Source organism: Agrobacterium sp. O3.4 (assembly GCF_041414895.1).
Lineage (GTDB): Bacteria > Pseudomonadota > Alphaproteobacteria > Rhizobiales > Rhizobiaceae > Agrobacterium > Agrobacterium cucumeris.
On the sequence record NZ_JALPZP010000003.1, the window covers coordinates 109019 to 122022 of the forward strand.

Here is a 13004-nt window from a genome sequence, read left to right on the forward strand (position 1 = left end):
CTGAATTATTACTAAAGCCTTACCTTGCGCAAGCGATGGCCGGGATAATTACCATTTCGGTCAATTTTTACCGAAATTTCCCGAGCCCGGTTGTAAAAAGAGCCGCGGTGGATACCGCGGCCCGGATAAATTGCCGTCGCCAGCGAATCGCCTTTAGACGCGGCGTTCGACCATCATCTTCTTGATTTCCGCGATCGCCTTGGCCGGGTTCAAGCCCTTCGGGCAAGCCTGCGCGCAGTTCATGATGGTGTGGCAGCGATAAAGGCGGAAAGGATCCTCGAGATTGTCGAGACGCTCACCGGTTGCTTCATCGCGGCTGTCGATCAGCCAGCGATAGGCCTGCAGCAGAACGGCGGGACCGAGATAACGATCGCCATTCCACCAGTAGCTGGGACAGGAGGTCGAGCAGCAGGCGCACAGAATGCACTCATAAAGACCATCCAGTTTCAGGCGGTCTTCATGGCTCTGCTTCCATTCCTTGGCCGGCGTTGGCGAAACCGTCTTCAGCCAGGGCTCGATGGAACGATGCTGGGCGTAGAAATTCGACAGGTCAGGAACGAGGTCCTTCACGACGGGCATATGCGGCAGCGGATAAACCTTCACCGTGCCGTTGATCTCTTCCATGCCCTTGGTGCAGGCAAGCGTGTTGGTGCCATCGATATTCATGGCGCAGGAGCCGCAAATGCCTTCGCGGCAGGAGCGGCGCAGCGTCAGCGTCGGGTCGATGTTGTTCTTGATGTAGAGAAGCGCATCGAGAACCATCGGTCCGCAATCGTCGACATCGATATAATAGGTATCGATGCGCGGGTTCTGGCCGTCATCCGGGTTCCAGCGATAGATGCGGTATTCGCGCACATTCTTGGCACCATCAGGCTTCGGCCAGACCTTACCTTCGTTGATCTGGGAATTCTTGGGGAGAGCGAGTTCAACCATGATAAAATCCTAGTATGCCGACAGGAATTCGGACTTCACATAACCCTTGCAACCACCGAACAGCGCGTCGCTGGCTCGCACATAAGCGACCGAGCCTTCGCGCTTTATGACCTCGGCTTTAGTGCCAGGTCTGGCGACGCATTCCAAATTCTGCGCCGTAACCGGATTACCAACCGAGATACGGGCATTCATCGCTGCTTTGGCGGTTTTCCATACGCCGACGTCGTTGAAAACCGCAGCAGTATTCCCACCGGGAGCACGCAACTTGTAGCGCTCAGCAGCTACCGCAGGTGCGGCAGTCGCTAGAACACCAATCAAAAAAACAAGACCGATGCGCTTTCCCATGATCAATATACTCGCGCCTTCGGCTCGATCTTTTTGGGATCGATGCCGTCGGCGATCAGGTCGGTGTGAACCGGGCGATAGTCGAGTTTGACGTCGCCTTCGGGACTGACCCAGGCAAGCGTGTGCTTGCGCCAGTTCACATCGTCGCGACCGGCGAACGGACCATCGACGAAATCCTCACGGGCGTGCGAGCCGCGGCTTTCCTTGCGCGCTTCCGCGCCATAGACCGTGGTGATCGCGTTGGCCATCAGATTGTGCAGCTCAAGCGTTTCGACCAGATCGGAGTTCCAGACCATCGAACGGTCGGTAACCTTGACGTCAGGCAGTTCCTTCCAGATGGCGGAAAGACGCTGGCAACCGCTTTCCAACGATTCCTGCGTGCGGAACACCGCCGCATCGTCCTGCATGGCGCGCTGCATCTTGTCACGCAGCACCGCCGTCGGCGTCGAGCCATTGGCGAAACGCAGGCTGTCGAAGCGTTCCATGATCTTGTCGCAGGCCGCGATGTCGAGCGCCGGAACCGGCGCATCACGGTCGATGACCTGGGCAGCGCGGATGGCGGCGGCACGGCCGAAGACCACAAGGTCGATCAGCGAGTTGGAGCCGAGGCGGTTGGCACCGTGAACCGAGGCGCAACCGGCTTCGCCGACAGCCATCAGGCCGGGCGCGATACGTTCCGGATTGTTGGCATCGGCATTCAGCACCTCACCCCAATAGTTGGTCGGAATGCCGCCCATATTGTAGTGAACCGTCGGCAGGACCGGGATCGGCTCGCGCGTCACGTCGACGCCGGCGAAAATCTTGGCGCTTTCGGAAATGCCCGGAAGACGCTCATGCAGGATCGCCGGATCGAGGTGATCGAGATGCAGGAAGATGTGATCCTTGTTCTTGCCGACGCCGCGGCCTTCACGGATTTCCATCGTCATGCAGCGCGACACCACGTCACGCGAGGCAAGGTCCTTTGCGGAAGGCGCATAACGCTCCATGAAGCGCTCGCCTTCGGAGTTGACGAGATAACCGCCTTCGCCGCGTGCGCCTTCAGTGATAAGGCAGCCTGCGCCATAAATGCCGGTCGGGTGGAACTGTACGAATTCCATGTCCTGAAGCGGCAGGCCGGCACGGGCAATCATGCCGCCGCCGTCACCGGTGCAGGTATGGGCCGAGGTTGCGGAGAAATAGGCGCGGCCGTAACCGCCGGTCGCCAGCACCACCATCTTGGCGGAGAAGCGATGGATCGTGCCGTCATCAAGGTTCCACGCCACGACGCCGGTGCAACGACCGTCTTCCGACATGATGAGATCGAGCGCGAAATATTCGATGAAGAATTCCGCATTGTTGCGCAGCGACTGGCCATAAAGCGTATGCAGAATGGCGTGGCCTGTACGGTCGGCAGCGGCACAGGTGCGCTGCACCGGCGGGCCTTCACCGTAATTCTGCATGTGGCCGCCGAACGGGCGCTGGTAGATCTTGCCCTCGGCATTGCGCGAGAACGGCACGCCGTAATGCTCCAGCTCATAGACCGCCTTCGGCGCTTCCATGGCGAGATATTGCATCGCATCAACGTCGCCCAGCCAGTCGGAGCCCTTTACGGTGTCGTAAAGGTGCCACTGCCAACAGTCAGGCGTCATGTTGGTGAGTGATGCCGCGATGCCGCCCTGCGCCGCAACCGTGTGGGAGCGCGTCGGGAAGACCTTGGTGATGCAGGCCGTGCGGAAACCCTGTTCCGCCATGCCGAGCGTTGCGCGCAGACCCGCGCCGCCGGCGCCTACCACGATCACGTCATAGGAGTGATCGACATAGGTGTAAGCCTTGCCATTATGGGAAGGTGAACTGATCGATGCCATGGCGGATTATCCTGCGAATGCGATTTTCAGAATGGCGAAGATTGAGAGGCCGCCAATGAGAACCGCGAAAAACGTATTGAGCATCAGAAGAACGAGCTTCGAAACCTCGGCGTGGACGTAGTCTTCAATGATGACCTGCATGCCAAGCTTCATGTGAATGAGGCCGGAAACCAGCACCAGACCCATGATAACAGCAACAAGCGGGTTGGACAGCGCCGCGACGACTTCCGGATAGGGCGCGCCGGCATATTTGATGAGGAAGACCACGAAGAAGATCAGCAGCGGAACGTTGGCGACTGCCGTCAGGCGCTGGCGCCAGAAATGGTCGGTGCCTTCCTTGGCGGAGCCGAGGCCGCGAACCTTTCCGAGAGGTGTACGCATATCCATGACAGGCTTCTCCTTAGCGCACGATCAGGGCAATGACCCAGATGAGCGCGGTCAGACAGATCGACGCTACAAAGGTTGCCTTGGCGAGTTTCGTGTTGAAGTTCTTCTCAAAGCCGTGGCCGAGATCCCACATGAAGTGGCGAAGGCCACCCAGCAGGTGATGAACCAGAGCCCAGGTGTAGCCGATCAGGATGAGTTTGCCGATGATCGTACCCATCGCCCAGCTGACCCAGTCGTAATAGGCCGGACCGGAAGCAAGCGCGATAAGCCACCAGGCGACCAGCAGGGTTCCGAAATAAAGGGCGGAACCCGTGATGCGGTGCACGATGGACGCGACCATCGTCGGAATCGGCTTGTAAATTTGAAGATGCGGCGACAAAGGCCGGTTATTTGTCAAATTCGCCATCAGAACCTCGCGGCGTTTTCCCGTGCGCCCATCAAACCGGACGCCCCCAAGCAATTGCACATGACGAAAGAATGTGCATTGCACCAACCGCGACGTTTAATCACATGGGGGCGTCACGACAAGCATATTTCAAGAGCGATTCGAATTTAATCGATTGGTTCACGAATTTTTTTTGGATTTTTTTGCCTCAAAATAAAAAATCGAGCATTTCCAAGATTTACACCCTCGAAATATTTACCTTTACGTAATTCATAAATCGTGTAATTTACCTTTTATTAACCAGGAAAATCCGGAGAATGAGGCTCATGTTACAGCGCCGAATCGCCGCTCTGACCATGATGGTCGCAGGCGTCATTTTCACCGTAATGCCACCCGCAGCGGCAGAGGATTTCCGTGGCCGCCAAGATTATCGGCATCAACAATCACAGGCAAGTTTCTCTACGGACGGGCTGCCCTCCACCCTTCCCGGTGGCACCTATGTAGGGGCGATATCGGGGCTTCGCATACGCGGCAACGGCAATTATTTCGCGGTCGGCGGCCGGCTTGCGCGAAACGGCGCAGGTGTAACAACAACGGCGCCGTTTGCGCCCAAGGCGAAGATAATAAATGTCCGCGCCGAAACCGCCAGCGATGCCTGCGCCTACGAGCATGGCGTCTGCATCATCCGGCCCTGAATCAAACAATCAGACGAAACGCCAAACGGTGGTCTTCTTGACTTCGCTGTCTTCCAGAGCCCGCGTCACCGGAACCTGATAGGTCGCCTCGGCGAAAAGCCGCTGTTTGGGCAGATAGGCCCGCCCCGGATCGCCCACAAGCACGCTGATGCCCTTCGACGTCAATTCCAGAAACCATGGCAAGAGAAGGTCGGCGAAGGCGCGGTCGTAAAACACGTCTCCCGCCAGCAGAACATCCGCCTCTACCGGTTTGCCAACCAGATCAACGCCACTAAATCCTATATCCACGCCATTGAGCGCCGCGTTCAACCGAATGGCGGTTTCCGTCCACGGGTCGATATCGGCTGCAAGGACCTTGGCTGCGCCGGCCTTTGCCGCAGCGATGGCGACTAGCCCGGAGCCGCTGGCGAAATCCAGCACGCGCTTACCAGAAACGCTTTCAGGATGATCGAGAACATAACGGGCAAGCCCCTGCCCGCCGGCCCAGGCAAAGGCCCAGAAGGGTGGCGGCAGACCGATCTCCTCCAGCTCCTCCTCCGTCTTCAGCCACAGCTCATGGGCTTCAGTGGCAAGATAAAGACGCAGTTCCGGCACATGCGGTGGATGCATGATGGCAGCATTGTCGAGAATGAAGCGTTCGGGATCGGTCTTCACCGAAGGATCAGTCCGGTGATTTCGGCGGATTGGCGAGGTTGCCCATGCGGCAGACCTCGAGATATTCCTCTTCCGTCACCGGCTGCACGGAAAGCCGCATGGAGGTGACGAGCGACATCTTCTCCAATTTGGGGTTGGCCTTCACATCCTTCAGCGAAACCGGCTGCGGCATATCGCAGACAGCGCGGATATCAACGCAGTCCCACTTCAGATCGCCTTCGGCGGTCGAGTCCGGATGCGACAGCGCGCAGACTTCGACGATACCGACGATATCCAGCCCCTCATTGGAATGATAGAAGAAACCCTTGTCGCCAATCTTCATGGCGCGCATGTTGTTGCGCGCCTGATAATTGCGCACGCCGGTCCATTCTTCGCCCGCCTCGCCCTTGGCCTTCTGCATCTCCCAGGACCATTTGAACGGCTCGGACTTGTAAAGCCAGTAATTCGCCATGCCCGCTCAAGCTCCCGGATTGTTGAAGACCCAGTTATAGGGCTTCACGTCAACGCTTTCGAACAGGCCGGCCTTGGCATAGGGATCGGCATCGGCGAGCGCCCTGGCCGCATCGATATCGGCCGCTTCCACGATGACGAGGCTGCCGTTCGGCTTGCCTTCGGCATCCAGAAACGGGCCGGCGATCTTCAGCGTGCCCTCGGCATTCAGCTTGTTCAGATGCTCCAGATGGGCCGGGCGTGTTTCCATGCGCACGTTCAGGTGTCCGGGCTTGTCCTTGCAGATAAAGGCAAACAGCATTTTCGTCTCCTCAGGGTCGGCCACACTCATTCAGTGGTGATTGGCCGTGTCATCAATTGTTGCATGGCGCTCGCCACATCCAGATTGCCATCGATGATGGCAGCCACCGCTTCGGTAACCGGCATGTCGACGGCATGACTTTCTCCGAGCCGGGCAGCAACCGCAGCCGCAAAAGCACCCTCCACCAACCCGCCGGACATGTCCTTGCCTTCACCCCGGCCAAGCGCGATGCCGAAACGCAGGTTGCGCGACTGGTGGCTGGTGGCGGTCAGCACGAGATCACCAAGTCCGGAAAGGCCGCGTACCGTATCGGCCTTGCCGCCCATGGCGACGATGAGACGCGACATCTCGGCAAGGCCGCGCGAAATCAACGCCGCCCGGGCGGAGTCGCCAAGACCCGCGCCTTCGACGATACCGGCGGCAATGGCGAGAACATTCTTCAGCGCCCCGCCGAGCTGCACGCCAATACGGTCGGTGGAGGCATAAAGCCGGAAGGTCCTGCCGGAAATCGTGGTCGCCAGCCGTTCGGCAACCGCTGCGTCTTCCGCCGCAATCGCCATGGCGGTGGGCAGACCGCGCGCGATATCTGCCGCAAATCCCGGACCGGAAAGGACCGCAATGGGATGATGCGGCAGTTCCGCTTCCAGAAGTTCCGTTAGCAGGCGACCGGAGCTGCGGTCGATACCCTTGGCGCAGGTGACGATGATAGAGTCGTTAGCCAGATAAGGACCATAATGACGCGCCGCATCCGCATGAGCCTGCGAGGGCATGGCGAAGAGCACGATATTGGCGCCAGCCAGCACATCCGGCTCGACCGAAAATTCAAGCGCGTCCGGCAGCTCGACACCCGGCAGAGCCGCCTCGTGAACACGATCAGCCTTCAGATCGGCCATCAGCGATGCATCACGGCCGAGCAAGGTGACGTCATGCCGGTTTTCCAGCGCAATGACGACGGCAAGCGCGGTTCCGAAGGCGCCAGCGCCGATGACGACGATTTTTTCCCGCTGCATCAGGCCTTGGCTCCCCTTTTGCCGAAACCGATCAACGTCTCCGCATTGCCATCAAGTGGCCAGCGCGAGCGCGGCGGTATCTCCAGCGGATCGGCTTGCCTGCCATCCGCCATGCGCTCCAGTCCCGCCCAGGCGATCATTGCCGCATTGTCGGTGCAAAGCCGGTGTGGCGGCGCAACGAAACGGAAGCCATGCGTATCGCAAAGCGCCTGCAGTGTCTGGCGGATTTCCTGATTGGCCGCAACGCCGCCGGCCACGACCAGCGCCGGTTTGGTTTCCAGCTGCGGAAACTCCTGGCTGAAACGGGCAAGGCCACGGCCGATGCGATCCTTGAGGGTGCGCGACACCGCCTTCTGGAAGGAGGCGCAGATATCGGCAATATCCTGCTCCGAAAGCGGCGCGATGGCGGTCGCCGCCTGCCGCACCGCCGTCTTCAGGCCGGAAAAGGAAAAATCGAGCCGTGTTTCGCCGACCATAGGGCGCGGCAGCGGAAACCGGTTCGGGTCACCCTTCGCCGCCGCCCTCTCGACAGCCGGGCCACCGGGATAGGGCAGGCCTAAAAGTTTCGCCGTCTTGTCGAAGGCTTCACCAAGCGCGTCATCGATGGTGGTGCCCCAGCGCTCATAATCGCCGACGCCACGCACCAGCACCAGTTGGGTATGCCCACCTGAAACCAGCAGCATCAGATAGGGGAAAGACAGGCCATCGGTCAGCCGCGCCGTCAGCGCATGGCCCTCGAGATGGTTGATGGCGTAGAGCGGCTTATCCGCAGCCATCGCAATCGCCTTGCCCGTCATCAGCCCTACCAGCAGGCCGCCAATAAGGCCGGGGCCGGATGTGGCAGCAATGGCGTCGATATCGGCAAGCGTCACACCCGCCTGCTCCAGCGCTTCTTCCACCAGCGTGTCCAATGCCTCGACATGGGCGCGCGCGGCAATTTCCGGCACCACGCCGCCATAGGCGCTGTGTTCCTCAAGCTGCGACAAAACGACGTCGGAGACGATCTCGCCACGCCCGTCCGCATGCCGAACCACAATGGATGCAGCGGTTTCGTCACAGCTTGTCTCTATGCCGAGTATACGAAGAAAGGGGGTCATCAAATCTGTTCGTTCATTGCGATCATGCGCTGAGTTGGTCTAAGACAACTCCGGTAACAATGGATAGACGCGGATGCAAACAAAACCTTTCCGAATCGGCACGCGCGGCAGCCCTCTGGCGCTCGCACAGGCTTATGAGACCCGCAGCCGGCTGATGTCGGCGCATGGCCTGCCGGAAGACATGTTCGAAATCGTCGTGCTATCCACCAAGGGTGATCGGATAACCGACCGCGCTTTGTCGGAGATCGGTGGCAAGGGCCTGTTCACGGAGGAACTGGAAAATCAGCTTCTGTCCGGCGAACTCGATATTGCCGTGCATTCCTCCAAGGACATGCCGACTATTTTGCCTGAGGGCCTCTATCTTTCCGCCTTCCTGCCGCGTGAAGACATGCGTGACGCCTTTATTGGTCGCACCGCGCCGAGGCTTCTGGAGTTGCCGCAGGGCGCCGTTGTCGGCTCCGCCTCTCTGCGCCGTCAGGCGCTGATCCGCCGCCTGCGGCCGGATCTGAGCGTCATCGTTTTTCGCGGTCTGGTCGATACCCGCCTGCGCAAGCTCGAAGAAGGCCATGCGGATGCCACGCTCCTTGCCTTTGCCGGCCTGAAGCGGCTCGGCAAGGAGAACGTGCCGACGGAAATTCTCGACCCAAAGGAATTTCCCCCTGCTCCGGCGCAAGGCGCGATCTGTGTGGAAAGCCGCATCGGCGACACCCGCATGGACGAGCTGCTTGCCCCCATAAATGACAGGCCGACCTTTGACGCCGTGACCTGTGAGCGCGCCTTTCTGGCCGCACTTGACGGCTCCTGTCGTACGCCGATCGCCGGTTATGCGACCTGCGACGGCGAAGATTTGCATTTTTCCGGCCTGATCCTTACGCCCGATGGCCAGACGAGCCACAGCATTGAAATCTCCGGTAACCGCAGCGATGCGGCAAAACTCGGCCGACAGGCCGGCGAAGAGGTGCGCGCCAAGGCGGGCAGCAATTTCTTCGAAGGCTGGAGCTGAGCCGGTGCGGATCGTCGTCACCCGGCCGCAGCGTTCGGGCGAAAGGACGGCCGCAAAGCTTGAAGCGCTCGGCCACGAGCCGGTACTTGTTCCGCTGTTTCATCCCGTTCATCATGGTGAACGCGCCATCTCGGCGCTCTCCTGCCCGCTGGCGGCCATCGCGGTAACCAGCGCAGAGGCGGTGCGGGCGCTGGACACATTCGGAGAGCGACTGGCCCCGCATCTGTCGAAACCGCTTTTTGCCGTCGGCGGAGCGACAGCGCAAGCGGCGGAAAAAGCTGGCTTCGGGCAGATATTCACCGCGTCAGGAGATGCGCTCGGTCTGACTGCACTGGTGACGGAGCACCGCGCTCTTTTTTCCGAAGGGCAACCCCTGCTCTATCTCGCTGGCAGACCACGTGGCTCCGTCTTCGAGGAAGGTCTTGCCGTAGCAGGCATTCCCTTCAGAACGGTCGATTGTTACGAGATGCTGCCCTCGGACATCTCCGAAAACATGCTTGAAACGGCCCTTCTCCACGCCACTGTCGATGTAGTCCTGCTCTATTCGTCCGAAGCGGCACGGGCTTTTTTCAGCCATGCGTCGGCGGAAAAATATGTGGGTGCGCTGGCGGCGGTCCAGTTCATCTGCATCAGCCGCAATGTGCTTTCTCTGGTTCCGGAAATTTTCCGCTCAAAGGCCATTGCCGCCGAAGAGCCGAGCGAGGCGGCGATGTTCGAACTTCTGTGCCAGTACTCTGGAACCTAATTGGCGTTCGCCCCTTTCCTTTGCCGCCGTCACTGACTAGGTTTAGAGTACTGCAGGCAGAAATGAGGTTGTCATGGTATCGGGAAAGCCGCCACGCCACTCCAAGTCCAAAGCCGAACCGGTCACGATCGACCTGGACGCAAAAGACGTGAAAGCAATTTCCGCCGAAGGGGACGCTGCCAGGATGGACGAAAAGCCCGATGACAAAACGCCGGCATCGCCGGTAGAACCGGGTGCTCCGGAAACGAAGCCTGAAACAGCCGCAACGGGCAATCCCGCACCCATCTGGGACCAGCCGAAGAAAACCGCCATCGAGCCTGAGCCCAATGTTGGCAAAGCGGGCTCCGCAGCTGCCGAACCGAAGGCTGAGAGCTCCGGGGACAAGCAGAAAGAGCCGGTCTCGCAGGCTGCTGTTCCGCCCAAAGCCGACGTAAAACCGACGACGGATACAGCCGGAACGAGCGCCGCCGCAACCGCGGCTGCGGCTTCGAAACCGGCCTTTGGCGCTACAGCCTCCACCAGCACATCCGGCAACGCCTCTGCTGCCAAACCCCCGACCACAACCTCGTCTTCGGGACCGGCCAAGCCCTCCACCCCACAGCAGGCGGAGCGCAAACAGGCGGCAACCTCCGGCCTTATTGCGGCGGGTATCGTCGGCGGCCTCATAGCACTCGCCGCCGCCGGCAGCATGCAATATGCGGGCATCCTGCCCTCCTCCAATTCCGGAAGAGCCGGAAGCGATGAGATTGCCGCACTGAAAACTGATATCACCGGCCTGCGGCAGCAACTCGCCAATGCCCCGGCAGCGGACACTTCGGCACTGGAGCAGCGCATTGCAGCGCTCGAAGGCGCGAAGGGTGAGGCCCCGCAGGTGGATGGGCTTGCGGAAAAAATTGCCGCGCTGGAAACCGCGCTGCAGTCGGAACGATCCGCACAGGCCTCGGCAACAGCAGATCTGACGCGCCGCCTTACTGACGCGGAAACCAAGATCAACGAACCGCGCGACGATATCGAAGTCGCCCGCGCCATCGCCTCGGCCGCGCTGAAGGCCGCGATCGATCGCGGTGGTCCGTTCCTCACGGAACTCGACACGCTCTCCAAGGTCACGCCTGATGATCCGGCCATTTCATCGCTGCAATCCTTTGCCGCAACCGGCGTGCCGTCGCGTTCGGAGCTGATGCAGAAATTCCCTGACGTCGCCAATGCGATGCTGTCAGCCATCAACCAGCCCGACCCCAATCAGGGCATCATGGAACGCCTGACGGAAAGCGCCTTTTCGCTGGTAAAGGTGCGCCCGGTCGGAAATATCGAGGGTGAAACACCCGACGCCATGATCGCGCGCATGGAAAACAAGCTGCGCAACGGTGATCTGCAGGGCGCAGCACTTGAATGGAACGGGCTTCCCGAGGCGGCCAGGACGGCATCTGCCGATTATAAAAAATCTCTGGATGCACGCATCGAGGTCGAAAATCTGGTGGGCGGCACGTTGAACCGGGCCATCACCAGCACCGGCAGGCAGGGGTAAGGGCATGACCAGAATTTTGACTTTCGCCCTTATCGTTCTGGCGCTCGGTTTCGGCTTTTCCTGGCTGGCAGACCGGCCGGGCGTGCTTTCCATCGTCTGGCAGGGCCAGCTGATCGAAATGAGCCTGATCGTCGCCGCCTCGATCATCGCTGCGCTCGTTGCGGCCGTCATGCTGGTCTGGTGGGTCGTCAACGCCGTCTGGACCTCGCCGAATGCCGCCCGCCGTTATTTCCGTGCCCGCAAGCGTGACCGCGGTTATCAGGCGCTCTCCACCGGCCTCATTGCCGCTGGTGCCGGAAACGCCATTCTCGCCCGCAAGATGACGGCTCGCACACAAGGATTGCTCAACGCCGATCAGGAGCCGCTGATCCACCTGCTCGATGCGCAGGCCGATCTCATCGAAGGCAAATATGACGAGGCGCGCCGCAAGTTCGAAGCCATGGCCCGCGATCCCGAAACCCGCGAGCTTGGCCTTCGCGGCCTTTATATTGAGGCGCGCCGTCAGGGTGCATATGAGGCCGCCCAGCAATATGCCGAGGACGCGGCGGAAAAAGCCCCCTACCTGCCCTGGGCAGCACAGGCGACGCTGGAAAATCGTTGTCGCAACGGACAGTGGGATGACGCGATCCGTCTGCTCGATCAGCAGAAGGCAGCCAGCGTCATCGAACGCGGTGAGGCGGAGCGGCTGAAAGCCGTGCTTCTCACCGCCAAGGCCGGCGAAAAGCTGGAAAGCGATCCGATAGGTGCCCGCGAGGATGCAAAACACGCCCTCAAGCTCGCAAAGAGCCTCGTCCCGGCAGCGCTGATCGCAGCAAAATCCTATCTGCGCGAAGACAATCTGCGCAAGGCCGCCACGGTTCTGGAGCCCGTGTGGAAAACCGATCCGCACCCGCAGATCGCCGAACTTTATGTCCGCGCCCGCAGCGGTGATACCGCCATTGACCGGCTGAAACGTGCCGAGCGGCTCGAAAGCCTGAAGCCCAACAATATCGAATCCCTGTTCGCCGTGGCGCAGGCAGCACTCGACGCCAAGGAATTTGCCAAGGCGCGGGCCAAGGCAGAGGCCGCAGCCCGGATCGAGCCGCGCGAAAGCATCTTCCTGCTGATGGCCGATATCGAAGAGGCCGAAACCGGCGATCAGGGCCGGGTGCGCTACTGGATGGCGCAGGCGCTGCGCGCGCCGCGTGACCCTGCCTGGGTGGCGGATAGCGTCGTTTCGGAAAAATGGCTGCCGATTTCGCCAGTAACGGGCCGTCTCGACGCCTTCGAATGGAAAGCACCGTTTGGCCAGCTCGAGGGTCCTGTCGAAGATCTGACAATCGAAAATGCGATTGCCGCAGCGCCAGCAAGGGCGGAACCGGAACTGGTTGCGAAAACAATCGTCGTCGAAGCTGCTCCCGAGCCTCATGCCGAGCCGAAATCCGCTCCCGCCGCACCGATAGAGGTGGTGCCGGCCGTATCGGTTCCGAAGGAGAATAAGCCCGCCACCATCGGAGCGCCGGTTGAAACCAATGCAGCGGATGAGAAGGTGGAAGCAGTACCCTTCTTCGGCGGCGCGCCGGATGACCCCGGCGTCAAGAAACCCGGCGCAGAAGCCGAACCCAAGACCAGGCTCAAACTCTTCTGACCA

General features: G+C 60.3%; 15 protein-coding genes. 5 read left to right on the forward strand and 10 right to left on the reverse strand.

The features are described from left to right. Positions 1 to 153: 153 nt before the first annotated feature. Genes M0412_RS17730 through sdhC form a run of 5 tightly spaced genes read right to left on the reverse strand, consistent with a single transcriptional unit; the run spans position 154 to position 3915 of the window. On the reverse strand, positions 154 to 933 hold the full coding sequence (locus M0412_RS17730; protein ID WP_052818754.1) for a succinate dehydrogenase iron-sulfur subunit: 780 nt from the start codon (positions 931 to 933) through the stop codon (positions 154 to 156). 9 nt (positions 934 to 942) lie between these two features. Further along, complete coding sequence (locus M0412_RS17735) at positions 943 to 1278, reverse strand: succinate dehydrogenase (RefSeq protein WP_065114272.1); 336 nt, start codon at positions 1276 to 1278, stop codon at positions 943 to 945. A 2-nt stretch (positions 1279 to 1280) separates the two neighbouring features. Beyond that, positions 1281 to 3122, reverse strand: coding sequence for a succinate dehydrogenase flavoprotein subunit (gene sdhA / locus M0412_RS17740; protein WP_269701168.1), 1842 nt, complete (start codon positions 3120 to 3122; stop codon positions 1281 to 1283). Positions 3123 to 3128: 6 nt separating this feature from the next. Next, a complete protein-coding gene (gene sdhD / locus M0412_RS17745) occupies positions 3129 to 3509 on the reverse strand; it encodes a succinate dehydrogenase, hydrophobic membrane anchor protein (RefSeq protein ID WP_142842293.1) in 381 nt (126 codons plus the stop codon). Positions 3510 to 3522: 13 nt separating this feature from the next. After that, on the reverse strand, positions 3523 to 3915 hold the full coding sequence (gene sdhC, locus M0412_RS17750) for a succinate dehydrogenase, cytochrome b556 subunit (RefSeq protein WP_142842292.1): 393 nt from the start codon (positions 3913 to 3915) through the stop codon (positions 3523 to 3525). A 305-nt stretch (positions 3916 to 4220) separates the two neighbouring features. Here sdhC and M0412_RS17755 point away from each other — a divergent pair, with 305 nt between their 5' ends. Beyond that, the gene (locus M0412_RS17755) at positions 4221 to 4589 is read left to right on the forward strand and encodes a hypothetical protein (RefSeq protein WP_269701164.1); all 369 of its coding nucleotides are present in this window, start codon (positions 4221 to 4223) and stop codon (positions 4587 to 4589) included. A 9-nt stretch (positions 4590 to 4598) separates the two neighbouring features. On the opposite strand, the gene M0412_RS17760 is transcribed toward M0412_RS17755, so the two are convergent. The 5 genes from M0412_RS17760 to tsaD are packed head-to-tail and all read right to left on the reverse strand — an operon-like array spanning position 4599 to position 8101. Then, entirely contained in the window at positions 4599 to 5243 is a 645-nt protein-coding gene (locus M0412_RS17760; RefSeq protein WP_142842290.1) for a methyltransferase, read from the reverse strand. A 7-nt stretch (positions 5244 to 5250) separates the two neighbouring features. Then, complete coding sequence (locus tag M0412_RS17765) at positions 5251 to 5694, reverse strand: EVE domain-containing protein (protein WP_269701162.1); 444 nt, start codon at positions 5692 to 5694, stop codon at positions 5251 to 5253. A 6-nt stretch (positions 5695 to 5700) separates the two neighbouring features. Then, positions 5701 to 5994, reverse strand: coding sequence for a YciI-like protein (locus M0412_RS17770; protein ID WP_142842289.1), 294 nt, complete (start codon positions 5992 to 5994; stop codon positions 5701 to 5703). A 26-nt stretch (positions 5995 to 6020) separates the two neighbouring features. Then, positions 6021 to 7004 (reverse strand): NAD(P)H-dependent glycerol-3-phosphate dehydrogenase, encoded by a 984-nt coding sequence (locus M0412_RS17775; RefSeq protein WP_142842288.1) that lies wholly within the window; start codon positions 7002 to 7004, stop codon positions 6021 to 6023. Then, a complete protein-coding gene (gene tsaD, locus M0412_RS17780; RefSeq protein WP_269701158.1) occupies positions 7004 to 8101 on the reverse strand; it encodes a tRNA (adenosine(37)-N6)-threonylcarbamoyltransferase complex transferase subunit TsaD in 1098 nt (365 codons plus the stop codon). The genes M0412_RS17775 and tsaD overlap by 1 nt, the downstream gene beginning before the upstream one ends. Before the next feature lie 73 nt (positions 8102 to 8174). Between tsaD and hemC the strand changes: the two genes are divergently transcribed. The 4 genes from hemC (at position 8175) to M0412_RS17800 (ending at position 13001) form a co-directional block, all read left to right on the forward strand. Further along, the gene (gene hemC, locus M0412_RS17785; protein WP_269701155.1) at positions 8175 to 9104 is read left to right on the forward strand and encodes a hydroxymethylbilane synthase; all 930 of its coding nucleotides are present in this window, start codon (positions 8175 to 8177) and stop codon (positions 9102 to 9104) included. A 4-nt stretch (positions 9105 to 9108) separates the two neighbouring features. Then, positions 9109 to 9849, forward strand: a complete 741-nt coding sequence (locus M0412_RS17790; RefSeq protein WP_269701153.1) for a uroporphyrinogen-III synthase — start codon at positions 9109 to 9111, stop codon at positions 9847 to 9849. 73 nt (positions 9850 to 9922) lie between these two features. Further along, positions 9923 to 11374 (forward strand): COG4223 family protein, encoded by a 1452-nt coding sequence (locus M0412_RS17795; protein WP_269701151.1) that lies wholly within the window; start codon positions 9923 to 9925, stop codon positions 11372 to 11374. 4 nt (positions 11375 to 11378) lie between these two features. After that, positions 11379 to 13001, forward strand: a complete 1623-nt coding sequence (locus M0412_RS17800; protein WP_269701149.1) for a heme biosynthesis protein HemY — start codon at positions 11379 to 11381, stop codon at positions 12999 to 13001. Positions 13002 to 13004: the final 3 nt, after the last annotated feature.